This is a genomic window from Amycolatopsis sp. cmx-11-51, assembly GCF_047608665.1.
Taxonomy (GTDB): Bacteria; Actinomycetota; Actinomycetes; order Mycobacteriales; family Pseudonocardiaceae; genus Amycolatopsis.
This window is the reverse complement of record NZ_JADNQO010000002.1, coordinates 39,399-64,352: the sequence shown is the minus strand read 5'-3', so window position 1 is coordinate 64,352 and position 24,954 is coordinate 39,399. Positions and strand designations below refer to the sequence as shown.

26 protein-coding genes and 1 pseudogene are annotated in these 24,954 nt (G+C 68.4%); 13 read left to right on the top strand and 14 right to left on the bottom strand.

Annotated features, from left to right (window positions below; translation table 11 throughout):
* Window positions 1-70 precede the first annotated feature (70 nt).
* The 5 genes from ACM6LU_RS09120 to ACM6LU_RS09100 all read right to left on the bottom strand — a co-directional run bounded on the left by ACM6LU_RS09120 (window position 71) and on the right by ACM6LU_RS09100 (window position 4,810).
* Complete coding sequence (locus ACM6LU_RS09120; RefSeq protein WP_414937191.1) at window positions 71-1,084, bottom strand: aminotransferase class V-fold PLP-dependent enzyme; 1,014 nt, start codon at window positions 1,082-1,084, stop codon at window positions 71-73.
* Between the two features lie 88 nt (window positions 1,085-1,172).
* Window positions 1,173-1,460: a hypothetical protein gene (locus ACM6LU_RS09115; protein ID WP_414937190.1), complete on the bottom strand. Its 288-nt coding sequence runs from the start codon at window positions 1,458-1,460 to the stop codon at window positions 1,173-1,175.
* Between the two features lie 145 nt (window positions 1,461-1,605).
* Window positions 1,606-2,367, bottom strand: a complete 762-nt coding sequence (locus tag ACM6LU_RS09110; protein ID WP_414937189.1) for an isocitrate lyase/PEP mutase family protein — start codon at window positions 2,365-2,367, stop codon at window positions 1,606-1,608.
* Between the two features lie 398 nt (window positions 2,368-2,765).
* Window positions 2,766-4,271 (bottom strand): PH domain-containing protein, encoded by a 1,506-nt coding sequence (locus tag ACM6LU_RS09105; protein WP_414937188.1) that lies wholly within the window; start codon window positions 4,269-4,271, stop codon window positions 2,766-2,768.
* On the bottom strand, window positions 4,268-4,810 hold the full coding sequence (locus tag ACM6LU_RS09100) for a PH domain-containing protein (RefSeq protein WP_414937187.1): 543 nt from the start codon (window positions 4,808-4,810) through the stop codon (window positions 4,268-4,270). The genes ACM6LU_RS09105 and ACM6LU_RS09100 overlap by 4 nt, the downstream gene beginning before the upstream one ends.
* A 55-nt stretch (window positions 4,811-4,865) precedes the next feature.
* On the opposite strand from ACM6LU_RS09100, the gene ACM6LU_RS09095 reads away from it, so the two are divergent.
* Complete coding sequence (locus tag ACM6LU_RS09095; protein ID WP_414937186.1) at window positions 4,866-5,486, top strand: TetR/AcrR family transcriptional regulator; 621 nt, start codon at window positions 4,866-4,868, stop codon at window positions 5,484-5,486.
* On the opposite strand, the gene ACM6LU_RS09090 is transcribed toward ACM6LU_RS09095, so the two are convergent.
* The gene (locus ACM6LU_RS09090) at window positions 5,469-6,113 is read right to left on the bottom strand and encodes a GOLPH3/VPS74 family protein (protein ID WP_414937185.1); all 645 of its coding nucleotides are present in this window, start codon (window positions 6,111-6,113) and stop codon (window positions 5,469-5,471) included. The genes ACM6LU_RS09095 and ACM6LU_RS09090 overlap by 18 nt on opposite strands.
* Window positions 6,114-6,115: 2 nt before the next feature.
* Complete coding sequence (locus ACM6LU_RS09085) at window positions 6,116-7,576, bottom strand: ArnT family glycosyltransferase (RefSeq protein WP_414937184.1); 1,461 nt, start codon at window positions 7,574-7,576, stop codon at window positions 6,116-6,118.
* A gap of 114 nt (window positions 7,577-7,690) precedes the next feature.
* On the opposite strand from ACM6LU_RS09085, the gene ACM6LU_RS09080 reads away from it, so the two are divergent.
* Complete coding sequence (locus ACM6LU_RS09080; protein ID WP_414937183.1) at window positions 7,691-8,899, top strand: sensor histidine kinase; 1,209 nt, start codon at window positions 7,691-7,693, stop codon at window positions 8,897-8,899.
* A complete protein-coding gene (locus ACM6LU_RS09075) occupies window positions 8,896-9,546 on the top strand; it encodes a response regulator transcription factor (RefSeq protein WP_414937182.1) in 651 nt (216 codons plus the stop codon). The genes ACM6LU_RS09080 and ACM6LU_RS09075 overlap by 4 nt, the downstream gene beginning before the upstream one ends.
* Here the strand turns inward: ACM6LU_RS09075 and ACM6LU_RS09070 are convergent.
* The 3 genes from ACM6LU_RS09070 to ACM6LU_RS09060 all read right to left on the bottom strand — a co-directional run bounded on the left by ACM6LU_RS09070 (window position 9,536) and on the right by ACM6LU_RS09060 (window position 11,123).
* Window positions 9,536-9,898 (bottom strand): winged helix-turn-helix transcriptional regulator, encoded by a 363-nt coding sequence (locus ACM6LU_RS09070; protein WP_414937181.1) that lies wholly within the window; start codon window positions 9,896-9,898, stop codon window positions 9,536-9,538. The genes ACM6LU_RS09075 and ACM6LU_RS09070 overlap by 11 nt on opposite strands.
* Before the next feature lie 35 nt (window positions 9,899-9,933).
* Window positions 9,934-10,515 carry a TetR/AcrR family transcriptional regulator gene (locus ACM6LU_RS09065; protein ID WP_414937932.1) on the bottom strand — a complete coding sequence of 194 codons (582 nt, stop codon included), beginning with the start codon at window positions 10,513-10,515 and terminating at the stop codon, window positions 9,934-9,936.
* A gap of 194 nt (window positions 10,516-10,709) precedes the next feature.
* Complete coding sequence (locus tag ACM6LU_RS09060; RefSeq protein WP_414937180.1) at window positions 10,710-11,123, bottom strand: CocE/NonD family hydrolase C-terminal non-catalytic domain-containing protein; 414 nt, start codon at window positions 11,121-11,123, stop codon at window positions 10,710-10,712.
* Between the two features lie 219 nt (window positions 11,124-11,342).
* Here ACM6LU_RS09060 and ACM6LU_RS09055 point away from each other — a divergent pair.
* From ACM6LU_RS09055 to ACM6LU_RS09025, 7 genes and pseudogenes are all read left to right on the top strand, one after another.
* Window positions 11,343-11,708: pseudogene (locus tag ACM6LU_RS09055) on the top strand (ATP-binding protein); the annotation flags it as partial.
* 4 nt (window positions 11,709-11,712) lie between these two features.
* Entirely contained in the window at window positions 11,713-12,621 is a 909-nt protein-coding gene (locus ACM6LU_RS09050; RefSeq protein WP_414937179.1) for a LysR family transcriptional regulator, read from the top strand.
* Between the two features lie 313 nt (window positions 12,622-12,934).
* Window positions 12,935-14,092: a CaiB/BaiF CoA transferase family protein gene (locus ACM6LU_RS09045; protein ID WP_414937178.1), complete on the top strand. Its 1,158-nt coding sequence runs from the start codon at window positions 12,935-12,937 to the stop codon at window positions 14,090-14,092.
* 8 nt (window positions 14,093-14,100) lie between these two features.
* Window positions 14,101-14,883, top strand: a complete 783-nt coding sequence (locus ACM6LU_RS09040; protein WP_414937177.1) for a crotonase/enoyl-CoA hydratase family protein — start codon at window positions 14,101-14,103, stop codon at window positions 14,881-14,883.
* A gap of 1 nt (window position 14,884) precedes the next feature.
* Entirely contained in the window at window positions 14,885-15,631 is a 747-nt protein-coding gene (locus ACM6LU_RS09035) for an acetoacetate decarboxylase (RefSeq protein WP_414937176.1), read from the top strand.
* Window positions 15,628-16,557 carry a 3-hydroxyacyl-CoA dehydrogenase NAD-binding domain-containing protein gene (locus tag ACM6LU_RS09030; RefSeq protein ID WP_414937175.1) on the top strand — a complete coding sequence of 310 codons (930 nt, stop codon included), beginning with the start codon at window positions 15,628-15,630 and terminating at the stop codon, window positions 16,555-16,557. The genes ACM6LU_RS09035 and ACM6LU_RS09030 overlap by 4 nt, the downstream gene beginning before the upstream one ends.
* Before the next feature lies 1 nt (window position 16,558).
* On the top strand, window positions 16,559-17,752 hold the full coding sequence (locus tag ACM6LU_RS09025; protein WP_414937174.1) for an acyl-CoA dehydrogenase family protein: 1,194 nt from the start codon (window positions 16,559-16,561) through the stop codon (window positions 17,750-17,752).
* Between the two features lie 211 nt (window positions 17,753-17,963).
* Here the strand turns inward: ACM6LU_RS09025 and ACM6LU_RS09020 are convergent, their stop codons facing one another.
* A complete protein-coding gene (locus ACM6LU_RS09020) occupies window positions 17,964-19,157 on the bottom strand; it encodes an LCP family protein (protein WP_414937173.1) in 1,194 nt (397 codons plus the stop codon).
* Between the two features lie 174 nt (window positions 19,158-19,331).
* Window positions 19,332-20,075 (bottom strand): SDR family NAD(P)-dependent oxidoreductase, encoded by a 744-nt coding sequence (locus ACM6LU_RS09015; RefSeq protein WP_414937172.1) that lies wholly within the window; start codon window positions 20,073-20,075, stop codon window positions 19,332-19,334.
* 94 nt (window positions 20,076-20,169) lie between these two features.
* Here ACM6LU_RS09015 and ACM6LU_RS09010 point away from each other — a divergent pair, with 94 nt between their 5' ends.
* Both ACM6LU_RS09010 and ACM6LU_RS09005 read left to right on the top strand, forming a co-directional pair.
* Window positions 20,170-20,802, top strand: coding sequence for a TetR/AcrR family transcriptional regulator (locus ACM6LU_RS09010; RefSeq protein WP_414937171.1), 633 nt, complete (start codon window positions 20,170-20,172; stop codon window positions 20,800-20,802).
* A gap of 88 nt (window positions 20,803-20,890) precedes the next feature.
* The gene (locus ACM6LU_RS09005) at window positions 20,891-22,417 is read left to right on the top strand and encodes an MDR family MFS transporter (protein WP_414937931.1); all 1,527 of its coding nucleotides are present in this window, start codon (window positions 20,891-20,893) and stop codon (window positions 22,415-22,417) included.
* Window positions 22,418-22,512: 95 nt separating this feature from the next.
* Here the strand turns inward: ACM6LU_RS09005 and ACM6LU_RS09000 are convergent, their stop codons facing one another.
* A complete protein-coding gene (locus ACM6LU_RS09000) occupies window positions 22,513-22,764 on the bottom strand; it encodes a WhiB family transcriptional regulator (protein ID WP_414937170.1) in 252 nt (83 codons plus the stop codon).
* Between the two features lie 189 nt (window positions 22,765-22,953).
* Here ACM6LU_RS09000 and shbA point away from each other — a divergent pair, with 189 nt between their 5' ends.
* Window positions 22,954-24,132, top strand: a complete 1,179-nt coding sequence (gene shbA, locus ACM6LU_RS08995; RefSeq protein WP_414937169.1) for an RNA polymerase sigma factor ShbA — start codon at window positions 22,954-22,956, stop codon at window positions 24,130-24,132.
* Between the two features lie 153 nt (window positions 24,133-24,285).
* Here the strand turns inward: shbA and ACM6LU_RS08990 are convergent, their stop codons facing one another.
* Window positions 24,286-24,867 (bottom strand): hypothetical protein, encoded by a 582-nt coding sequence (locus tag ACM6LU_RS08990; protein ID WP_414937168.1) that lies wholly within the window; start codon window positions 24,865-24,867, stop codon window positions 24,286-24,288.
* Between the last annotated feature and the right edge of the window lie 87 nt (window positions 24,868-24,954).

The following is a 24,954-nucleotide window of genomic DNA, read 5'->3' as shown; positions in this document are numbered from 1 at the left end:
TTCCGTCGCTCCCGGGTTAAATTGCGCACCAACCACGGGAACATACGGTAGTTCACGCCGGTCCGGCGGTTCACCTGAACGTGCTTATCGCCCGTTCTACGTCGTCAGCCGTGTTGTAGAGATGGAACCCGAATCGTTGCCTTCCGGCCCGGGTAGCGGCCACGATGCCCGCTTCCTTCACCCTGTCGGCGTCCGCGTCGAGGGAGACGATCGCGCTCCCCTGACCGGGTGAACCGAGTGCTCCGAGGAGTGAGTCGGCGAGACCCACGCAGTGCGCGCGGACGGCGTCGAGGTCCAAGGACCCGAGGTAGTCCAGCGAGACGGCGGCACCGACGAACGAGAACCACGCCGGGGACAGGTCGAGCGACCGGGTGCCCTCCGCGAGCCTCAGCGGGAGGCCGTAGACGGTCTGCCCGCGGTCCTCCCCGGCGTACCAGTTCGCGGCCACCGGCACCGCTCGCTCCCGCACCCGCGGATGCGCGGCCAGCCAGGCCGCCCCGCGCGGCGCGAGCAGCCACTTGTAACCGGCGGCGACCACCCAGTCGGCCCAGCCGAGGTCGAGTGGCTGCCAGCCGGCGGCCTGGGTGGCGTCGAGCAGGACCGCCGTGCCCGCCGCCTCGGCCGCGGCGCGGAGCCCGCCGAGGTCGGTCTGGGCGCCGTCCGCCGACTGGACCACGCTGACCGCGACGAGGTCGTGCCCTTCGACACGCCCGGACAGTTCGGCCAACGGAACTTCGGTGACCTTCACCCCGCGGTGCGCTTGTGCCGCGAACGGGAAGGTGACGCTGGTGAAGTCGTTCACGGCGACCAGCACGCTGGCGCCGTCGGGCAGCCCGGCCGCCACGTTCGCGATCAGCTGCGAGACGGACGCCCCGACCGCGACCCGCTCCGCCGGGACCCCGATCAGCGCGCCGAACCCCGCCCGGGTCCGCGCGACGGGCTCGTCGAAATCCGTCGGGCGGGCCTCGCCGCGCCGCCACCGTTCGACCGCCCCCGCCACCGCGTCGGCCACGTGCGATGGCGGGATACCGATGCTCGGGGTGTTCAGATATCCGGGCGGGACGGCGAATTGGCCGCTTCCCATAACAGGCGTTCTCAGCTCTGCCCGCAACTTCGCTCCCGCTCACTCGTACCGGGATCGCAACGCACCACCTGGCAACTCAGCCCGGACTCTACCGTTCGCGGATCACCGGAAAATAGTCTCCGGCAAGCTTGATCTGCCCGCTGGCATCGATAGAGCCGTCTCGATGACCCGTCACGTGGCGGAGGTAGGTGTAGGCGTAGGCGGTGAACCGGACTCGGCCGTTGCCGAGGTTCGTAATCCCCTGCGGCTTGTCCAGCTCGTCGAATCCTTCGGCGTAGTGCGTTCCCACATCCGCCGTGTACGTCGTGGGGTCGTCACGGGCTTGCTCCGCCGCGAGCCTGGCTCGCGCTTGCCCTGGAGATACGCGCTCGTTCATTGCCCCTCCTGGATTCGGCTACCCGCCAACGTATCGAGCGAGCGCAGCTCCGGACGCCGACAATCGGGTCTATTTCGCCGCGGTCTGGTTCTCCGACTGCGACACCGATGGGCTCAGACATCCGGGCGGGACGGCGTTCCCGAGGTCAACGAGCTTCCGGGAGCAAGGCCGCGACGTCGTCGTAGGACGGCGGGGTCAGGGGGAGTTCGCCGCCGTCGCGAACGGCCTCCACCGTACGGAGCGTGGCCGCCAGTGCCATCCGGTAAGGCAGCGAACCGAGGCTGACCCGCGCGACACCGAGTCCGGCCAGCGCCGCGACGGTGACCTTGCCGGGGAGGAACAGGAGGTTCACCGGCGTCGAGGTGGCCTTCACCAGCCGTTCGACGTCGGCTGGCTCGGCGAGCCCCGGAACGAACACGCCATCGGCTCCGGCGTCCACATAGGACAACGAGCGCTTGATCGCGGCCTCGATATCGGGCTCCCCCAGCCAATGCGTGTCGGTGCGCGCGTTGACGAAGAGACCGGGAGCGCGTTTCTTCGCCGCCGCGATCTTGGCCGCGTGCAGCTCCGGGTCGCCCAGAACGTCTTCGAGGTTGATGCCCGCGACACCGGCTTCGGCGAGTTCCGCGGCGAGCGCCCCCACCTCGCCCGGGTCGTCGCTGAACCCGTCGGCGAGGTCGACGCTGATCAGCGCGTCCAGCCCGGCGAGCCGCCCGGCCAGCCGGACGGTGGCGTCCTTCGAGGACGGGACACCGTCCGGCTCGCCCTCGGCGGCCGAGACGCCGAGGCTCGTCGTGCCGAGCGCGGGGAACCCTCGCGCGGACAGGAAGGCGGCTGTGCCGAAATCCCAGACGTTCGGCAGGAGCAGCGGGGAACCGGGGACGTGCAGTGCGGCGAATGCGGTCATGGCACGACGGTAACCAGCGGACGCTTCGGTGACTGCCGATGTGTCCGGTCCCGCCGAGGAGTCCGTGAAGGTCTCCTCCCCTACTCTCACGGTAGGGGTCTCGGCAAAGTCGAGGTCTTGCAGGTCAGGCGGATCTTCGTCGCTGCATGAGCTGACGTTGAGTGTCCCCATTCAGGGACAGGCCTTCCCCGAGAGCACCCCAGCACACGCCCGCAGGCACTAGCGCTGACCAGCCGCTCCGCGACTTTGCCGTGACCCTGACTCTCAAGGTAGTGAAGGAGGCCGTCACGCACAGGTGCTGTGACAGGTGAGGCCGCTGTGGCACTCCTCAAGTCCGTGAAGGCCCCCTTGAGGGACTCTGGGTCCTTCAAGGGGGCCTTCACGGACCACTCACGCTGTCAGGCTCGTTCCAGGAACGGCGTCAGCAGCTCCGGCACGGACTCCTCGGCGAACAGCAGGCCCTGTTCCTCCCCCGTGTCGTACACCGAGTACGCCCCGCCACCGGCGGCCGTGGTCGCGACGACGGTCAGCAAACCCTTGCGCCGCTGGAACACCGACTGCTTCACCGTCCAGCCGATCACGCCGTCGCGCTCCAGGGCGAACGTGCTCCGCCGCACGGTTCCGTGGCGCCCCACCAGGTACCGTCCGGTGATCCCGTGCCCGAGGTTGCGATAGGCGTCCAGCGCCAGCAGCACCGAAACCGGCAGCAGCACGACGCCGAGCGCGGCACCGATCACCAGCAGGACGTCGGTCAGCAGGAAGCCGAGGAGCGCGAAGATCGCCAGCAGCAGCACCACCGAGCCGACCCACCAGCGCAGCAGCCGTGCCCGCGCGGCGCGTGGATGTCCGGTGAGCCGGACAGCTTCGGTCGGCGAGACCGGTTCGCGCAGCACTTCCGCGGCGATCCGGTTGGCCGTCGCGATCGGCGCGGCGGGCAGGAGGGTGTGGTAGTCGGTCTTGTCGTTGTCGTCGCTCTGCCGCATACCGGTGGCGATCGCGTCGACACGCGCCGCGCCGGAGATCCGGTTCCCCAGCGGCTCGACGAGGTCGATGCCGCGCAGGCGGCGTTCCTCGATCGAGATCGAGCGGGTGGTGAACAGTCCGCGACGCACCCGCAGCGTGCCGCCGGTTTCGCGGTCGAGCCGGTAGTTCCACCACATCTCGACCCACAGGCCCAGCGCGCCGACCAGGCCGACGACCATCGCGATCGCCAGCAGGATCAGGATCGCCACCACCAGCGGGATGCCGCGGAACAGGCCGATCACCCAGTCGACCAAACCTTTCTGCAACCCCGCCCACTCGGAGATCTGCATGAGCCCGCCGCCCGCCGCGAGGCCGAGTGTCGGGGTCAGGAACGACATCGGCGCGTAGCGGATCCAGCTCCGGTCCAGTTCGGAGAGCGGCGCGTCCTCGTCGGTCTCCGCGGTTTCCGCGCGGCGGAGGAGATCCGCGCGCAACCGCTCGGCCTCGGCGCGCGAGACGGGATTGAGTTTGATCCTGCCCTGCCCGCCCGACTCGTGCGAGCCGGTGCCGATGGTCACCACCGCGACGCCGAACAGCCGGTGCAGCGGGTTCGCCGTCAGGTCGACGTTGCGGATCCGTTCGCGCTGCAAGGATTTCCGTGACCGGAAGACCAGCGTGAACGCCGTCTCCAGCCGGTCCGGCGTGACCCGGTACCGCACCGCCTTCCAGTTGAACAGGTCCACCAGCACGCCGCAGCCGACGAGCACCACCCCACCGGCCACGACCCAGGCGAGCGCGACCCAGAACCTCGCGCCGCCACCGACGATCGCGACCGTGACAGGGATCGCGGCGCCGACGGCCGCGCCCGCGAGCGTCAGCGCCGTGACGGCGAGCGTCCGCTTGTCGAGCGTGCTCCAGCCCTCGAACTCGCCCGAGGTCATGTCGCGTCCCCCGGCGTCGCCTGCGTCGTCTCGGTCAGCTGCTCAGCCAGGCTCGCGGCCAGTTCGTGGTCGAGCCCGCGGATCTTGACCGCGCCCCGCGCCGACGCCGTGGTGACCGTGACGGTCGCGAGCTTGAACACCTGCTGCAGTGGCCCGCGCAGGGTGTCCACGGTCTGGATCCGCGACATCGGCGCGACGCGCCACTCCTGCCAGAAGAACCCGGAACGCGTGTACACCGCGGTTTCCGTGACCTCCCAGCGGTGCACCTTGAACCACCACAGCGGCATCGCGATCACCCAGGCCAGGCCCAGTACCGCGAACACCGCCGCCGGCGTCAGGAGCCAGAACCGTGCGGGCGCGATGAGCAGTCCGAGCAGCGCCAGCACCAGCACCGGCGGGACCCAGAAGAGCGACCCCTGCAGCCGCCACCAGCCGACGACCCGCTGATCCAACGCGTTCCGTGGCGGCCTCAGCCGCACCTTCCCCCGATCGGCTTCCACCGATTTCACCCCCGACGGTCGTTTACAATGCGATCGCATCGTAATAGCGTGGGACAGTAGTGGCAATGCGATCGCATTGCAAACGGCGGAACGGATGGTGAGGGTGCCGAAGCAGGTGGATCACGCCGCGCGCCGCGCGGAGATCGCCGAGGCGCTGACGCGGCTGACGGCCACGCGCGGCCTCGAAGGGGTCAGCCTCCGGCATGTCGCCGCCGAAGCGGGTATGTCGATGGGCCTGGTGCAGCACTACTTCAAGACCAAGGACGAGATGCTGCTGTTCGCCGTCGAACGCCGCTCGCGGGTCTACGAGGAGCGACTCAAAGCCCGCTTGGAGACCGGGGAACTGCCGTCGACCCCCAAGACCATCCTCCGCGCGATCATGACCGAGATCCTGCCGCTCGACGAACGCGCCCGAGGCGACTGGCTGATGGGCGTCGCGTTCTTCATCCGCGCGATCTCCGATCCGTCCTTCGCGGCCGCGTACACCGACGGCGTTCCCCAGTTGTTCGAACTGTTCGCCGTGCTGATCCGCCAGGGGCAGGACGCGGGCGATGTCGACAAGTCGGCCGATCCGGAGCACGAATCGGCGATTCTCTGGGCGCTCGCGGATTCGCAGGGCACCAACATCGTGCTGCAGCACCGCACACCGGACGAGGCGTTGTCCACTGTGGACTACTACCTCGACCGGCTGTTCGGCTCAGCTCCCGCCGGGTGAGGACGCGACCGACGCCTGCACCGCCCGCATCTCCTTGAACAGCTTCCGCAGTGCGGGAACCGCGTCCCCGCCCTGCTCGGTCAGCTCCTCGATCCGCTCCTTGTAGCGGCGCCTGTCCTTGCCGGGAATGACGTCACGGAGTTCGACAGCGGCCACGAGCGTGGTGAGTGCGGCGTCCACATCGGATACCGGTGAAGACCCGCGCAACGCCTGATCGACCAGAACGCGCAGCCTGTCGACGACGGCGGGATCCCGCACGATCGGGTGGCGCGAGGGGAACAGGCCCAGCGTCCGGCCGGTCTTCATCTCGATCACGCCCGCCGTGTCGAGCTGGGACTCCACCGCCTCCAAGATGCCGCGCGCGTCCTTGCGCACCCACCATTTCCACTTCCGGGGGCGCTCCCCCGCGATCTCGGCGAGCAGTTCGTCGAGGACGAGGTCGCCTGTCGGCCCCGCGCCGGACACCGTGACCCGGCCGTCCGCGTCGGCGACGCGCCCGCGCAACGCGAGGTCGGTCATCGCGGCGCCGCTGACGAGCAGGCTCGCCCGGTGCCTGTCCCGCAGCTTGCCCTTGCCGACGTCACAGGCGAGCAGATACGCCTTGGCGGATAAAGGAAATTCGGTCATCGTCAGTGCCTCTCCAACTTCGGCCAGATCTCGTCCCACGAACCCCGCCTGCCGTCGTACCGCCACAGCAGCCCTTCCACCACCGGAGTCACCGTGGCGAAGTACGGCTTGAGCAGCTCCGGGTCGAAGCCGAGGAACAGCACGCTGTCCGCGGACTCCGGTGGCCGGTCGAAGTACCAGTAACCGCGGTGGCCACTGTAAACGTGCTGGATGCCGTACCGCGGGCCGTAGAACTCGGTCGCGGCGGCGAACGGGTAGATCTCGGCGAAGACGGCGGTGCGTGCTCGCTGCTCCGGTGGCAGGGCGGCGTAGGTCCCGCCGACCGCCTTGACCAGTTCCTGTTGCGGTAGTTCGCCACCGGCGAAGGAACTGCCGAGGGTGATCGGGCCGAAGCTGGTCCGCGTCATGCCCGCCGGGTAGATCGGCAGGCCCGCGAGGGTGATCACCGCCGAAAGCACCATCGCGGGCCAGGCGATCAGCCGCCACCGGGGAACGTGCTTCACGAAACCCGTCGCCGCGGCGGCGAACGGCAGCGCGAAGACGCTCATCAGGTAGTAGGAACGCCCGTGCAGCAGCAGGAACGCGACGATGAGCGCGACTATCGCCACCCCAAGGAAGCGATGGCCGCGAAGTTCGCGGGAGAAGTTCAGCCGGACGAGGCCGTAGACGAACGCGAGCACGCCCGCCCCGACACCCGCCGTCAGGAAGCCGTCGCGCAGGAAGGGCCAGGTGCCGGGAAATTCCGCCGCCACGACGTCGTTCATGATCAGATACGGCCAGCCGTTGGCCGCCTGCCAGAGCAGGGTCGGGACGGTCGCGACGGCGGCGATCCCCGCGCCCAGCCACAACTTCGGCCGCCGCAGGAGTTCCCTCGGCCCGAGCACGAGCGCGCTCAGGAGGGCGAGCGCCCAGAACGCGGGGATGAGGAACTTCGTCTGCAGGGAGATCGCGGTGACGACGCCCGCCCAGACCAGCAGCCCGTCACTGCGGGTGCGGACCCAGCGGACGACCAGCCAGACGATCACCGTCCAGAGGAACGGATCGAGGACATAGGTGCCGGTCCAGTGGCTGACGATGATCACCCCGGACGCCGCGTAGAGCCCGGCCGCGAGCACCTGTGCGCCGCGTCCACCACCCAGTTCCCTGGCGATCAGGGCGGTGACGACCACCCCCGCCGCCGCGGCCAGCGTCATCGGCAGGCGCAGCATCACCAGCGAACCGGGGAACAGCGAGTCCATCGCCCCGGCCAGCGCCGGGATCGACGGCGGCTGGTCGAAATAGCCCCACGCCAGGTGTTCCCGTCCCGCCATCAGGAAGTACAGCTCGTCGAAGCCGTGCGCGTACCGGCCGCTCGTGGCCAGTAGCGCGGCTCCGGCCAGCGTGGCGACGGCGAACACCGGCAGGCCGGCGAAAGCCGCTTCCCGCACCTGTCCAGTTTGGACTGTCTGAGTCGCGTTGCTCATGATCCCCAGTCCACCGCGAACGCACCGCCCGGGAAACCGGGTAAGGAGGGTGACCGGATAACCGAAAGTTGCGGATCCCCGGCGTCAGTGTCCCCGGCTGGTTACCGTCGTCCCGTGGAGAAAAGCAGGCCGTTCCGGCCCGGTCCGGTCGACACCTTGTGGCTCACGCTGGCGTCGCTCGCGTTCGTGGGCCTGGACATCTCGCTGTACGTGTTCGGCGAGCCGACGACCGGCTGGGCGGGGCCCGCCGCCGGTGTCACCATGCAGGTGCTGCTCGATCTCTCGCTGATCCTGCTGTTCCGGTTCCCGCGGCTGATCGCGGGCCTGGTCACCGCGGGCGCGCTGCTGATGCTCGCCTCCGACCTGTTCTCCCCCGGGCTGCTGGTGCCGGAGCGGCAGCTGACGCTGATGACCGTCCCGACGATCACCCCGGTGGTACTGAGCCAGCTGGCCCGCCTGATGGACCGGCGGACGCTGCTCTGGCTGACCGCGATCCTGGTAATCTGCGCGTCCCGGCCGTGGGACGCGCAGTGGAACACCACCCCGTTCGGTTTGCTCGGCACGGCGTTCCCCACCGCGATCTCGCTGTACTTCGAGGCGCGGCGCCAGTTGCTGCGCTCGCTGCGGGACCGTGCCGAACGCGCCGAACGCGAGCAGCACCTGCTGGCCGAACGCGCCCGCGCCGAGGAACGGCGGAAGCTGGCCGAGGAGATGCACGACGTCGTCACCCACCGGCTGAGCCTGATGGTGCTGCACGCCGGCGCGCTCGGCGTCGTCTCGGCCGACGAAGCGGTGCGGGCCTCCGCCGAGGACATCCGGCGTGAGGGCGCGCTGGCACTGGACGAACTGCGCGATCTCGTCGGTGTGCTGCGCAACGGCGCGAACGCCGAGCCGCGCACGCTCACCGACGGCACGGCCGGCGACCCGGCGACACTGGTCGCGGAATCGGCGTCGGTGGGCATCCCGACCGAACTGACCGTGCACGGCGATCCCGGGCGGATCTCCCCGGCCGTCGCCCGCACCGCGTACCGCGTCGTGCAGGAAGCGCTGACGAACGTCCGCAAGCACGCGCCCGGCTCGAACGTCACCGTCGAACTCCGCTATCACGCGGGTGGTCTGGACGTGACGGTGGAGAACACGCGACGCGGTGCCGCGCCGGATCCGGCGCTGGCGGGCAGCGGGTCCGGCGCGGGGCTGGCCGGGCTGCGGCAACGCGTCGAGCTGATCGGCGGCCGGTTCGACGCGGGCCCGATGGCGGGCGGCGGGTACCGCGTCGATGCGATACTGCCCGCCTACGTCCCGACGACGGAGGGAAACGCGTGATCCGGGTGGTCGTCGTCGACGATGAACCGATGGTCTGCGCGCATCTGCGGACGATCCTCGGTTCCGCGGCCGACATCGAGGTGGTGGCGCAGGCACAGGACGGCGCCGAGGCGGTCGAAGCCGTGGTCCGGCACCGGCCGCGGGTGGTGCTGATGGACCTGCGGATGCCCGGCGTCGACGGGCTGACCGCCATCGAGCGGATCGCGAAACTCCCGGAACCGCCCGCCGTCGTCGCGCTGACGACGTTCGACGCGGACACCTACGTCATCCGCGCGCTGCGGGCAGGCGCAGCCGGGTTCCTGGTGAAGTCGACGCCGCCCGAGGACCTCATCGGGCTGGTCCGCGTCGCCGCCGACGGGCACACCGTGCTCTCCCCCGAAGCGGCGCAACGACTGGTGGCGATGTCGGCCGACGGACGGCGTCGCGGCGACGACGCGCGCCGGAAGACCGGAGGGCTGACAGAGCGGGAAAGAGACGTCATGACCTGTCTTGGCGAAGGGCTGTCCAATGCGGACATCGCGGCGCGGCTGCACCTGGCCGAGGCGACGGTGAAGAGCTACGTGTCGCGGATGCTGGTCAAACTGGACTGCGCGAACCGGACCCAGGCCGGGCTGCTGGCGCACGAGGCCGGTCTGGTCAAGCGCTGAGCTGCCCGTCGTGGCTCTTGCGGGAGTCGAGGACTTCGCCCATGTGGACGCGGGCCCACCGATCGAGCATCTCCAGTGGTTCGGCGAGATTGCGCCCGAGCGCGGTCAGCTCGTATTCGACGTGCGGCGGGATCTCCGGGTACGCGGTGCGCGTCAGGATGCCGTCGCGGACGAGGCTGCGGAGCGTCTGGGTGAGGACCTTCTGCGAGATGCCGCGCACCCGCTTGCCGATCTCGGTGAACCGGAGCGGGCCGTCGCCGAGCACACCGACGATCAGCACGGTCCACTGGTCGCCGATGCGGTCGAGCAGCGCGCGGGTGGGACAGTCGGGGTCGTACGGGTCTCCGAGCACGTGACCTCCTCACTCTCCCTGGGAGAGTAACATGCCTAGCGAGAGGGAGCGGGCTGCATCAGCGCTTCGAACAGCAGGATCAAGTGACGTCGGCCGCGCTCCCAGCGGGCTTCCAGTTCGGCCTGGTCACGGGTCGCCCAGCTGGCGATGAGGATGCCGCGGACGACGTCCATCGCCGTGTACACCGCGTGCAGGAACTCCGGATGCGCCGAATGGCCCGGAAGCAGCGCCTTGCCGAATTCGACAAGGCTGCTCGTCGCGATCGGCTCGACCACCGCCATCTGCGCACGCAGATCCGGGTCGGTGCGCGAGGCCACCCACAGTTCCACGGTCGCCGAGAAGACCGGGCCCTGATGCATCTCCCACATCAGCTGCAACGCGTCCCCGACCGGATCGGCCGACGCCTTGAGCCGGTCGATCTCCGCCATCGCGACCTCGGTGCGCCTGGCCGCGAGATGCCGGATCGCGGAGGTGACGAGATCGGTCTTGGTCGGGAAGTGATGCACCTGCGCACCGCGGGTCACCCCGGCGAGGTCTGCGACACGAGTGGTCGTGGTGCCCGCGTAGCCGTACTCGACGAGACAGTCGATCGTGGCGTCGAGCAGCCTGACGCGCATCGCGGCGCTGCGTTCCTCCTGCGTACGTCGTGGGGCTGGCATGCGCCTACTTTATGGGGCGCCGCGCGAGGAAGCGGCAGAGGGCGGGTCCCGTCTGGCATGTCGCGAAAGCCACTTTCGGGACATCTGACGTCTCGAAAGTGGCTTTCGCGACAACCACAGCGCCGGGGCCGTCGCCTATCGCAACCAGAGGACTAATTGCGGGGAGCGATCGGGACCGTAAGCGAGGTTCCAGCGAGATCGAAGGTCACCCGGGCGCCGGTCGCGGGCAGGGCCGGGTCGACCATGTCCGCGTCCGTCCCGCCGAGGACGAGCGCCAGCCGGTGCCCGGCGGGGACGACGTGGTCGAGGCTGCTCAACCGGAACGTCATCGTGTACGCCTTGCCTGGCACCACCGCTCGCCAGAGCGAGCGGTGGTGGCCGAGGTCGGCCCGGCCGGTCGCCACGATCCGGGTGTCCACAGTGGTCAGATCGGCGACGGTGTCGAGGAAACACCCGCTGTCCGCGGCCGTTCCCGCGCCCCAGCAGGAGCGGCTCGTCAGGTTCTGGAGGCCGAGTGCGGAGAACTTCGTGTTCCGCACCGTCGCGGGACCGTAGTCGCCCAGCATCGCGCCGAGCGCGCGCTCGGTTTGTCCGAGCGGCGGTCACCGTCACCGTGGCGGTTCCGGCGACCCGGGTGTCCGCACGCACAGGTTCACCCGCGAAGACGAGACGTTCCGGGCTGGCCTGCGACGGGTTCTCCACTCTTTGCGACACCCCGGGCGGTCGCGAACCTCGATGCCAGGGCCGAGGACCGGCGCAAAAGAAGCACAACGACTTCGCCGGCAACGCTGCTGGTCGAGCGGCCACCCGGCGAGGTCCCGGTCATCGCCGATCCGCGAAGGCTTCGCCAAGTCGTCGACGGGCTGGCCGAGAACACCCTTCGGGTGACTCCGGCAGGCGCTCCGGTCGTGTTCTCCCTGACGTCTTTCGAGGAGCAGGCGCGCCTGGCGGGTCCGGGCTGGCACCGGAGGATTACCCGGTCGCGTCCGGCCGCGGGGTGCTGAACAAGCGGTACCGCGACAGCCGCCCGGTCGGTTCGGCATCGGGCTCGCGCTGGCCAACGGTCTGGTCACCCGGATGGGCGGGACGCCGACCGCGGGCACGCACCGGAAGGCGGAGCCGCGTTCACGGTGACTTTCCGGTTAGGGTGATCACGTGGAGATGTTGCACCTGCGGTACTTCGTGGCCGTCGCGGAGGAACTGAACTTCTCCCAGGCGGCCAGGAAACTGCATATGGCCGCCTCCCCGCTGAGCCAGCGCGTCAAGGATCTCGAACACGAACTCGGCCACAAGCTGTTCGACCGCAGCACGCACCACGTGACGCTCACCGCGGCGGGCGCGGCGCTGCTGCCCATCGCGCGGGACGTCCTCGAACAGGTCAACGCCATTCCCTGGCGGCTGCGGGAAGCGGTGAAACCGCGGCGGAGCACGGTGTTCGTCGGGATGCCCGCCGGGGTGCACCCGGCACTGCGGGAGCGGGTCAAACGGCTCGAAGAACACTGTCACGACCGGTTCGAACTCAAACGCTGGCCGGGGACGACCCCCGACCTGGTCGCCGCGGTGCACGAGGGCAAACTCGCGTTGTCGCTGGTCCGGATGCCGGTGACCGATCCCGCGCTGGAGATGATCCCGGTGCAGGTCGAGCGGCTCGGCGCCGTCGTGCCCGCCGGCCGGTTCGCCGGGCGGGAAACGGTGGACATCGCCGAACTGAGTGATCTGTCCTACATCGCGTCCGCCTCGGAAAGCATTCCGGCCTATTCGGACGATATGGACCGCACCTTGTTCAACGCGGGGATCAAGAAAAGGCTCAAAGTCGGCGGAACCGAATATTCGGGCATTTCAGAATTGGTGGCGAACGGTTCGTCGTTCTCGATCACGATGCTCGATCCGGCCAGTCCGATGCACCTGTTCCTCGTCGACGGCGCCACCATCCTGCCGTTCACGGATTTCCGGCCCCGGCTGGAGACCGCCCTGGTCTGGCGCCGCGACCGCGCGGAGGACGGCGACCTCGCCGGACTCGTCGAAGGTGTCCGCGAGATCTTCGCCGAACCGCTTTCGACCTGAGCGGGAAGGTGCCGCATGCGGGTGAGATGGCGATCTGGGGTGGCGCGGCACCGCTGTCGCCTGATCACACGAATCACGCTTCGCCCCGGCTCCAACCCGGCGAACGAGCCGGTCACCGTGCTGAGCCGAGATCGACGATACAGGAATCGGTTCCGCCCTCTCCTGGATATTTACTTCTCACCAGAGCCCAATGGGGACACCAGAATGGTATGACCACTGTGGTCATACCATTCTTCTTTTCTTGATCATTCCCTTTATCACTATTCGCGCCTAACTTCGAAGGTAGAGCGAACAACGGCGAAGGGAAGCAATGATGACTCAGACCGCCACCGGACCACTGGACGGCGTTCGCGTGATCGACCTCTCGACGGTGGTCATGGGCCCGTATGCCGCGCAGATCCTCGGCGACCTCGGCGCCGACGTGATCAAGATCGAGTCCCCCGCCGACACCGTCCGGGTGGGCAAATTCCGCACGACGCCGGGAATGACCGCGCTCAACCTGAACGTGAACCGCAACAAACGCAGCGTCGCCCTCAACCTCAAGGACGAGGAGCAGCGCGAACAGGCACTCGAACTGATCGACACCGCCGACGTGCTCATCACCAACATGCGACCGGGCGCGCTGAGCAGGCTCGGCATGAACTACGCCGACGTCGCCGCGCGCAACCCCGGCCTGGTCTACGCCCACGCGCAGGGCTTCCGCAGCGACTCCGACCGCGCGGGCCACGCCGCCTACGACGAGACCGTGCAGGCCGCGTCCGGCCTGGTCGATATCGCGAACCGCGCGCTGGGCAAGCCGGTGTACCTGCCGACGATCATCGGCGACAAGGTCTCCTCCCTGACCATCGCCTACACCGTGCTCGCGGCGCTGGTGCACCGTGACAAGACCGGCGAGGGCCAGCGCGTCGAGATCCCGATGACCGACACGCTGATCGCGTTCAACCTCGTCGAACACCTGGCCGGGCACGTTTTCGAGCCCGCGGAAAGCCCGACCGGCTTCGGCCCGTCGATGAACCCCGGACACAAGGCCGTGCACACCAAGGACGGCATGGCCTGCGTGATCCCCTACAACCCGCAGAACTTCCGCGACTTCTTCCAGGCCGCGGGACGGCCGGACCTGACCGAGGACCCGCGGGTCAACGGCGACGCCATCGACGGCGCCGACCACGAAGCGCTCGCCGAGATGATCGCCGACTGCGCCCCGGCACTGACCACCGAAGAGTGGACCGAGGTCTGCGCGAAGCACAGCATCCCGATGGCCCCGGTCCTGGAACTGGACACCGCACAGGACGACGAGTACGTCCGCGACGGCCACCTGCTCGACGTCGTCGAGCACCCGAGCGAGGGCGCGATCCGCACCATCGGCATCCCGGTGAAGTTCTCCGCGACCCCCGGTTCCGTGCGGCGCCTGGCTCCCCTGCCGGGCCAGGACACCGAAGACGTCCTGCGCGAACTCACTTCTGTGAACTGAGGAAGACCATGAGCATCAACGAAGTAAGGACCGAAAAGGTCGGCGGCACCCTGCTGATCACGATCGACCGGCCGCAGGCCCGCAACGCGGTGAACGCCGCCGTCGCGGCCGGTCTGGCCGAAGCACTCGACCTCCTGGAATCCGATCCCGCGCTGCGGGCCGGGGTCCTGACCGGCGCGGACGGTTCGTTCAGCGCGGGCATGGACCTCAAGGCCGCGTTGAAGGGCGAGTCGCCCGAGATCCCCGGCCGCGGATTCGGCGGGCTGACCGAGGCCGAGTTGTCGAAACCGCTGATCGCCGCCGTCGAAGGCTGGGCCATGGGCGGCGGGTTCGAACTGGCGCTGGGCTGCGACCTGATCGTCGCCGCCGAAGACGCGAAGTTCGGGTTGCCCGAGGTGAAGCGCGGGCTGATCGCCGCCGGCGGTGGCGTGATCCGGCTGCCGAAGCGGATCCCGCACCACCTGGCGATGGAGTTCCTACTCACCGGCGAGCCGATCAGCGCCGAGCGCGCCGGAAGCCTTGGCCTGGTGAACCGCATCGTCCCGGCCGGTGAGGCCGCCGCCGTCGCACTGCAACTCGCCGAACAGGTCGCCGCCAACGCTCCCCTGGCGCTGGCACTGGTCAAGAAGATCGTCCGCGCCGCCGACGGCGTTCCGGACGCGCAAGCGTTTGCCACCCAGCGTTCGGAGTTGCCGGCGCTGATGAAGTCGGCCGACGTCCGCGAGGGCATGCAGGCCTTCGCCGAACGCCGCGCTCCACAGTGGACTTCAAGTGAGAGGACTGGTGAGTGACATGAAGCAGCAAGAAGTTCTCCAGCACGTGACCACCCCGCTCACGAACCCGGCGTACGCGCCGGTGGTGCCCCGGTTCACCAACCGCGAGTACCTCAACATCGTCTACCGCACCGACGCCGACGCCCTGCGCGCCGTCGTCCCGGAGCCCCTGGAAATCGACGAGCCGCTGGTGCGGTTCGAGGTGATGAAGATGGGCGACGTCAGCGGCTACGGGCCCTACACCGAGTCCGGCCAGGCGATCCCGGTGAGCTTCGAGGGCGAGCGCGGCGAATACCTGCACGCGATGTACCTCGACAACTTCCCGGCCACCGCGTCCGGCCGCGAGATCAGCGCCTACCCGAAGACCATCGGCTCGCCGGAGTTGTTCGCCGAGAACGGCGCACTCGTCGGGACACTCGACTACGGCAGCCAGCGCGTCGCGACCGCGACAATGGGCTACAAGCACCACCGGCTGGACGTCCGCGAAGCCGAAGCCCAGATCACGGTGCCGACGTTCATGCTCAAGACCATCCCGGACTACGACGGTTCGCCGCGGGTCTTCGAATTGGTCCGCACCGAGATCACCGACGTGGTGGTCAAGGAAGCGTGGACCGGACCCGCGCGGCTGCAACTGTTCCAGCACGTCCTGGCGCCGCTCGCCGATCTCCCCGTGCTGGAGGTCGTCGCCGCGAGCCACATCCTCACCGACCTGACACTCGCCCCGGTCAAACCGGTCTTCGACTACCTGAAGGGAGCGCGGTCATGACTTTTCGCACCGCCGCGGTGATCGGCGCGGGGACCATCGGCCTTTCGTGGACGGTGTTGTTCGCCTCGCACGGGATGGACGTCTGGGTCTCGGACCCGCGGCCGGACCTCGCCGACGCCGTCACCGGCGCACTGGAGGCCTACGCCCCGCATCTCGGCCAGGACGCCGCGGCCCTCGCCCCTCGCGTCCACCTCGCCACTGATATCACGGAAGCCGTCCGGCACGCCGATGTCGTACAGGAGAACGGACCCGAGAACGTCGAGTTCAAGAAGGACCTGTTCGCGACGCTGGTCCGCGAGGCGCCGTCGCACGCACTGCTGCTCAGCTCGTCTTCGGCGATCCCCTCGACGGCGTTCGCGGCGGACCTCGGCGACGCGTCGCGTGTCCTGATCGGGCACCCGTTCAACCCGCCGCACCTGATCCCGCTGGTCGAGGTCGTGCCCGGCGAGCGAACGAGTGCCGAGTCGGTGGACCGGGCCGTGGAGTTCTACCGGTTCGTCGGCCGCACGCCGGTGGTGGAACGCAAGGAGATCCCCGGCTTCGTCGGCAACCGGCTGCAGAACGCGCTGAGCCGCGAGGCGATCTACCTGGTGGAACAGGGCGTCGTTTCCCCGTCCGAAGTGGACACGGTGATGACGAACTCGCTCGGCATCCGCTGGTCGACCGTCGGGCCGTTCCTCGGCTCGCACCTGGGCGGCGGCCCCGGTGGCTACCGGCACATGGCCGAGCACATCGGCAAGTCGATGAAGAAGATGTGGGCGGGCCTCGGGCAGCCCTCGCAGGACCCGGAAGAACAGGAACGGCTCATCGAAGCCGTGGAATCCGCTTACGGCTCCTCCACGTACTCGGAACTCGCCGAGACGCGCGACCGCAAGCAGCTCGCGGTTCTGTCCGCTTTGGACAGTGCCCGGACGGAGGAGAACTGAGATGACCAGCACACTGAAAGAGCAGCTGACCGCCGACTTCTACGGCTACGAAGCCCTGCTGCCGGACGAGGAGCGCAAGCTGCTGCTCAAGGCACGCGATTTCATGCGCACCGAGGTCAAACCGCTCGTGAACGAGTACTGGGCGAAGGGTGAGTTCCCGCACGAGCTCGTCGGCAAGTTCCGTGAGCAGGGCCTCGCCGGGCTGCCCTACGAGGGCTACGGCGAGCACCTCCCGGCCACCAGCCACCTGCTCAGCGGCATGATGGCGATGGAGATGACCCGCACGGATCCCTCCGTGGCCACGTTCTTCGGTGTCCACAACGGACTCGCGATGTACAGCATCTACTCGGGTGGCGACCAGGAGCAGCGCGATCGCTGGCTCCCGTCGATGGCCGCGATGGACAAGATCGGCGCGTTCGCGATGACCGAGCCGCTCGGCGGTTCCGACGTCGCGGGCGGCATGCGCACCACGGCTCGACGTGAGGGTGACACCTGGATCCTCAACGGCGCCAAGAAGTGGATCGGGAACGCGACCTTCGCGGACCTGGTCATCGTGTGGGCCCGCGACGAGGGCGACAACAACGTCAAGGGTTTCGTCGTCGAGAAGGACTCACCCGGGTTCGTCCCGGTCAAGATCGAGAACAAGTTCGCGTTCCGGATCGTGGAGAACGCGGAGATCACGCTGACCGACGTCCGGGTGCCGGAGGCCAACCGGCTGCAGGGCATCGACTCGTTCCGCGACGTCGCGGAGATCCTGCGCGCGACCCGTGGCGGGGTGGCCTGGCAGGGACTGGGCGTGATGATCGGCGCCTACGAACTCGCGCTGGACTACGCCAAGGAGCGCGAGCAGTTCGGCCGTCCGATCGCGCGGTTCCAGATGGTGCAGGACATGCTGGTGAAGAGCCTCGGCAACATCACCGCGTCGTGGGGCATGCTGGTGCAACTGGCACGGCTGCAGGACGCGGGGATCTTCAAGGACGAGCACTCGTCGCTGGCCAAGGCGTTCGTTACCTCGCGGATGCGAGAGGTCGTCGCCTGGGGCCGGGAGATCTTCGGCGGCAACGGGATCGTGCTGGACAACGACATCATGCGGTTCTTCACCGACGCCGAGGCGATCTACTCGTTCGAAGGCACGCGCGAGATGAACACGCTGATCGTCGGAAAGGCCATCACCGGGCAAAGCGCTTTCGTGTGATCTGACGGACGACACGCGTGACTGGCCGTTCCCACGGTGCCTCGGTTGATGCCTCAAGGAGGCATGGGGACACGCGCCCTCTCGCGGTGCCGGGCCATGGTGGCTGACTGGGTGGATTTTGGGACGTCAGATGTCCCAAAATCCACACAGTCCTGCCGTACCGGCCCGATCGTGACAGTGAGCGGCCTGACGAGAAGGGGCCTTCACGTACTTAGCTGACGCAGCCGGCCGGCTCAGGCGGCACGGAAGACGACGAAGGCGGAGCGGCGACAGAGGAGGTCGCCGCGACCGGCTTGATCCCGATCCCGCCGGTCGGCTCCCCCACCGCGGCGACGCTCGTGGACGTCAGCGCGGACTCCACGAACGCCTTCACCTCGGCCGGGTCCACCTTCACCGCGTCGCCGTCGGACGGCGTCGGCAGGGAAAGGCTCTGGACCGGGATGGTCTGGAACTTCAGCGCTCCCGAACTCATCCCCCGCAGCTGTCGCGCGAAGCTCACCACATCCCAGCCGCGGTCGAGTACGACCGAGCCCTGGATCGCGCCTGCCAGGGCGCTCAGCCTCGCGGGATCGGTGAAGGTCCCGGCGTCCAGCATGGTCTTGGCCATGCTGGAGAGGAACGCCTGCTGCCGCGCGATGCGGTCGAGGTCGCTGGGCAGTCCATGCCGCTGCCGCACGAAAGCGAGCGCCTGTGGCCCGGAAAGCAACTGCTTCCCCGCGGGGAACGAAGCCCCGGAGCGCTTGTCCTGCACCGGTTCTTTGAGGCAGACCTCGACCCCGCCGACGGCTTCGCTCAGTGCGGAGAACCCGGCGAGGTTGACGGCGGCGTAGTGGTTGATGGACAGCCCGGTGAACTGCTCGATCGTCTGGATCGTGAGTTTGGCGGCCGCTTCGTTGGCCTTGACCTCGAGCTGCGCGCCGGTCAGGCCCTGTGCGCGCAGCGAACTCATCGCGGCGTTCTTGCCGCGGCTGTACGCCGAGTTGATCTTGTGCTTGCCGAAGCCACCCACGATGTCCACATAGGAATCGCGCGGGATGGAGATGGCAGTGGCCGCGGCCCCGCCCGCCGGGATGTGGACGACGATCATCGTGTCGGTGGTGTCGCCACCGGCGTCGCCGGCACCGGCGTGCAACGCGTCGAGGACGTTCTGCGGCAACGGATTCCCGTTGGTGTCGGTACGCGAGTCGATTCCGACGAGCAGGATGTTCTGCGCCACCTTCAGCGGCTCACCCGCCGGGCCGACGGGCACCTGGGCGGAGGGCGCGATCACATCGGCCGTGACGATCGCTTCGTCCAAACGACTCAACTGGGTCCACGCGTAACCCGTGATCCCCAGTACCGCCGTCGACACCAGGCCCAGTGCGACGCGGCCGCCGATCCGCCGTCCCCGCGACGTCAGCAGCACGACCTTCTCCCCGCTTCCGTGAACGATCCCCCACGTTCGAGGATCACCGCGTTAGCTGGGAATTACCTGAGAAACGTGTCATGAACGGGTCTTAAAGCCCGTTCGGACCAGCGAAAGTGATCAAGCAGACAACCCGTCGCGACACCGAGTGCCGGACTGACCGCGCTGCGCTTCCTATCGGGGCATCCGGCGCCAGATCGCGCGCGGCACCACCCGCATCACGGCGAACACCAGCCTCAGCAGTCCTGGCACCCACACCGTGTCCCGGCGCTTCCGGAGCGCGGCGACCGTCGCGTCGGCGACCTGATCGGGTGTGCTCGAGAACGGCGCCGGCGACATGCCCTCGGTCATCCGGCCGATCACGAAACCGGGCCGGACGAGCAGCAGGTGCACACCGGTGCCGTGCAGGGCGTCCGCCAGACCGCTCGCGAAACCGTCGAGGCCCGCCTTGGCCGATCCGTAGACGTAGTTCGCCCGCCGGACCCGCACCCCGGCGACCGACGAGAACACCACCAGGCTTCCGCTTCCTTGCTCACGAAGCACAGTGGCCACCTGAGTCAGCACACTCACGTGAGCCACATAGTCGATGTGCACGATCGCGACGGCGTGCCCGGCGTCCGCTTCGGCACGCGCCTGGTCGCCGAGAATCCCGAAAGCGGTGAGGACGACGTCCAGTGGTCCGTGCTCCGCGACGACCTTCTCGAGGAACGGACCGTGCCCGGCGAGGTCGTCGGCGTCGAACTCGACCGCGTCGACCGTCTCCGCGCCCGCGGCCTGTACTCGCTCGGACTCGGCTCCGAGGTCCGCACTCCGTCGCGCGGCCAGCACGATCTTGCGCGCCCCGCCCCTGGCGAGCCGCTCCGCGACCGCGAGGCCGATCTCGCTTCGCCCGCCCAGTACCAGCACCGTTCCGCTCACCCGCCGCAGTCTGCCAGGCGAGTCCCGGCCGTCCGGCAGTGGCACGGTTCACAAACTGCAATTTTGCAGTCTCTGCATCTTTAGGCGTATCGTGATGCTCGTGTCCGAACCCGTCAAAGGTCTCCGCGAGCGCAAGCGGCTGGAAACCCACCGCGCACTGGCGACCACCGCCGTCCGGCTCGTCGCCGAACGCGGTCTGGACCAAGTGACGGTCGAGGACATCAGCGCGGCGGCAGGGGTCTCGTCGCGCACCTTCTTCAACTACTTCGCGTCCAAAGAGGACGCTGTCGTCATCGCGCACGCCGACACCGCCGAGCGATCGCGGCGCACCATCGAAAAATTCCTTGCCACGCCGAAGGAAGTCGGCACTCCGCGCGCTTTCGTCGATGCACTGAAAGAGGAAATCGCCCACATCGACGAAAACCGCGAAGAGTGGCTCGGCCGAATGAAGGCGATCCACGAGAACGCCACCCTGCATTCGCGCGCGGTGGCTATGAATCACGACACCGTCGCGCCGACGATCGAGGCCATCGCGCGGCGCGCCGGCGTGGATCCCAAGGCGGATCTGTACCCGACGTTGCTGCTGTCCACGCTCGGCGGCGCGGTCAACGCCGCGCTCATCCTCTGGTACCAGCAGGACGGCCGGGTGTCCGCGCTCGAGCTACTGGACGAAGCCGTCGAAATGCTTCTCGCGGGGCTCCCGGAGCCCGGCGGCCGCGCGCACTGACGCGCCCGGCACCACAGAAACACGAAGGGGGACAGCTGTGTCCGTATCCATGACCGAACCACGAGAACCGGACGCCGCACCGGGCTCGATGGGCCGCAAACAGGTTCTCGAAGCCATGTCGGGGCTGATGATGGGCATGTTCGTGGCCATCCTCGCCTCGACGGTGGTCGCGAACGCCTTGCCGCGCATCGTTTCCGAACTCGGGGGCTCCCAGTCGTCCTACACCTGGGTGGTCACCACCGAACTGCTCGCGATGACCGCGACGGTTCCGCTCTGGGGCAAACTTTCCGACCTGTACAACAAGAAACTGCTGATCCAGCTCTCACTCGGGCTGTTCGTGGTCGGTTCGCTGGTCGCCGGGTTCGCGGGCAACATCGAGCTCCTGATCGGCAGCCGGGTCGCGCAGGGCATCGGCGCGGGCGGGCTCACCGCGCTCGCGCAGGTGATCATGGCGGCCATCGTCTCGCCACGTGAACTCGGAAAGTACTCGGGGATCTTCGGTGCCGTGTTCGCCGTCGGGACCATCGCGGGCCCGCTGATCGGCGGCGTCATGGTGGACACCTCGTGGCTCGGCTGGCGCTGGTGCTTCTTCCTCGGCGTCCCGTTCGCGATCGCGGCGATCCTGCTGCTGCAGCGCACCCTGAACCTGCCGACGATCCGGCGTGAGGTGAAGGTCGACTACCTCGGCGCGTTCCTGATCATGGCGGGCGTCTCGACACTGCTGGTCTGGTCTTCACTGGCCGGGCACCAGTTCGCGTGGGGTTCGTGGTGGACGGCCTGCCTGGTGACCGCGGGAGTGGTCATCCTCGCCCTCGCCGTCTACGTCGAATCGAAGGTGGCCGAGCCGATCCTGCCGCTGGGCCTGTTCCGCAACCGCACGATCACGCTGACCACCCTCGCGAGTTTCCTCGTCGGTGTCGCGATGTTCGGCGGGACAGTGTTCCTGTCGCAGTATTTCCAGCTGTCACTCGGCAAGTCGCCGACGGTCGCGGGGCTGCTGAGCCTGCCGATGATCTTCGGCCTCCTCGTCTCCTCCACGGTTTCGGGCCAGCTGATCAGCCGGACCGGCAAGTGGAAGAGCCACCTGCTGCTCGGGTCAGCCCTGATGACCGTGGGCCTCGCTCTGCTGGGCACGCTCGACGCGAAGACGAACCTCGTCGTACTCGGTGCGTACATGGTGGTCCTCGGGGTCGGCGTCGGCATGCTGATGCAGAACCTGGTCCTGGTGGCGCAGAACGACGTCGGCGCACACGATCTCGGCACGGCGACCTCCACGCTGTCGTTCTTCCGCAGTCTCGGCGGCTCGATCGGCGTGAGCGCGCTGGGCGCCGTGCTCGCGAACCGGGTCACCGCCCTGACCACCGAGGGCATCGGCCCGCTGCCTCAGGGTGGCGAGGGCGGCAACGCGGTGCCGAACATCGCCACGTTGCCCGAACCGGTCGCGAACGTCGTCCGCGAGGCCTACGGGGAGGCGACCAGCGAGTTGTTCCTGATCAGCGCGCCGATCGCGCTGCTGGTGATCGTCGCCGTCGCCTTCCTCAAGCACAAGCCGTTGAAGACCCAGTCTGGGAACGAGCGACTGGCCGAGGAGACCGTGGCGGACGCGGTCGCCTGACCCACCACGAAGAGGGGCCCGGTTCGCCGAACCGGGCCCCTCTTTTTTCGCGCACGAGATCCACAGAGGAAATTCAGTCGCGCGTTTGAGTGGTTTCAGGCGGCATTGCCGACGCGAACCAGGCGGCGCCGTTCACTGCCGGTCAGCCCGCCGAAAACGCCATCAGCCAGTCCGTTGTCCAGCGCGAAGGCCAGGCAGGCCGAAGTGACCGGGCACCGCGCGCAGACGGCTTTCGCCATGGCTGCCTGCCGTGCTCCGGGACCGGTCTCGGTGACCGGGAAGAACAGTTCGGGATCCTCACCTTGGCAAGCGGCCTCGCTCAGGGCACTCACCATCCTCGTTTCCATTTTCCTATCACCTCCTTTTCTCCGATTTTCCCTTCCGCGTCAAACGACTTCCGTTCGCAGCCGGGTAACCACGCACGGCGGGAACTCAAACATCACCTTTACCGAAACGTTACACTTGGCGGTCCGCTCACCGCACCTGTCCTGATGAGGGCATGCGCGTCAGGCGACTGAGAGCGGTGAGTGCGGGTGATGAGCCACGACGAGTTCGACGACTTCTTCCACGCCGAATTCGCGCTGCTCACCGGCTTTCTCTGCAAGGCGGGGTTCGCACTCGATCCGGCGCGGGACGCGGCGGCGGAGGCGATGCTCAACGCCTACGAGGACTGGCGGACCATCACCCAGCCGAAAATTTGGGTCCGCCGCGTCGGGCACCGGCGAGCGAAGGAGCAGACCGCGGTCCGGGGGAACTGGGCCTTCACCGACGCCGGCAGGGAGGACAAGCTCACGGTTCTCGCCGACGAGGCGTCGTCCGTCCTGACCATGCTGGGGCGGCTGCCGAAACGCCAGCAGCTCGGCATGGCCTGGGCACTGGACGGCTTCACGTCACGGGAGATCGCCGGGGTGCTCGGGATCGCGGACGAGGCGGTCAGCGCGACCTTGCGCCACGCGCGCGGCCGGCTGGAGGAGCACGACCCCGAGTTCGTCGGCCACCTGGACAACGCCAACGGAGCCTTCGTCGACGCGCTGAGGGTGGGGCTCGACGTCGAAGACACCCTGTCCCGGATCAAGAACCGCGCGATGATCCGGGAACTCGCACTGGTGGAGCCGGGCGCTCCGGCGAAGGCGGAGCCCGAACAGGTGACGCCGACCCACTGGCACTCCCTCGACGCGCCCGTCGAGGCCGCCGGACAAGGTGACCGCCGGGCGCTGGAGCACCTGCTGGCCACCATCCGCCCGCTCGTGATCAAGTACTGCCGGGCGCGGATCGGCAGACAGGAACGGACGTACGCCTCCGCGGACGACGTCGCGCAGGAGGTCTGCGTGGCGATCCTCCGCGCACTGCCCTCCTACCGCGAACGAGGACGGCCGTTCCTCGCCTTCGTCTACGGCATCGCCCAGCACAAGGTCGCCGACGCCCGCCGTGCCGCCGCCCGCAACCGCTCCGAGCCCGTCGCCGAAGTCCCCGACGGGGTCTCGGATTCAGCGGGCCCGGAACAGCACGCACTGCACAACGAATTGAGCGACCGGATGGGTGAGCTGCTGCGGATCCTGCCCGCCAAACAGCGCGAGATCGTCGTCCTGCGCATCGTCGTCGGTTTGTCGGCGGAGGAAACGGCCAAGTCGGTCGGTTCGACGGCGGGCGCGGTACGCGTCGCCCAGCACCGCGCTTTGACGCGACTCCGCAAAATCTTGCTGGAAAACCCGTGAGCGGTGCGCCTGCCACGTCTGACCAGCAAGATCTTGCCGCTCCGGCACAGCCGAGTGGGGAAGATCGGGAACGTTGAACGTCTTGGATCTTCCCCACTCGGCCCTGTCTCGCATCATCATCCCGGTGCGAGACGGGGTTGGCGGACAACCTGCTCAAGGGCGGCAGCGTTGCGCGGTCGCCGCGGCCGTCTTCAACTCGGGAGCCCCCAGGATGGCCGCGACCGGATCAAGTGCGCTGTGCGTGTCCTTCTGGGCGGCGATGAGCCCCTCGACCGCGCGACCTTGCGCCGCCGTGTCGTTCTTCCCCGCCGCGTCCAGGTCGGCCTTCGCTTTCACGGTCTTGTCACGTGCCGAGGTGTACTTCGCGAGGAAGTCCTGCTTCGCCACCTCTCCGGCCGGAACCGGCGCGGCGGGCAGAGCACCGAGGCCGTCGACCGTCTTGATCAGAATGGCCGCGTAGTGCCCGAGCTGGTCGCTCGTGCTCTTCTTGATGGCTTCGACGGTGTCGCCGCTCGCCGACTGCATCTTGTTGTTGCCGTCGATGAAATCCTTGACCGCGCCGCAGAATCCGTTCATCCAGGTCACCGCGGCGGCGGAATCCGCGACGGACGACGAAGGCGGTGCCTGCGCGGCCTGCGGGGCCGGGTCCGGCGCGCAACCGGCCAGAACCATCGCGGTCAGGACGCTTCCCGTCGAACCCAGGAGTCCGGCCGATGTCTTGTGGGCAGCGCACATGTCTGTTTCCCCTCTCCACCGGCTGGTGTTCCCCGCCGGCGAAAGGACTTTGACACGGCGGAACGGCCGCGGTCTGCGTCATCTGAC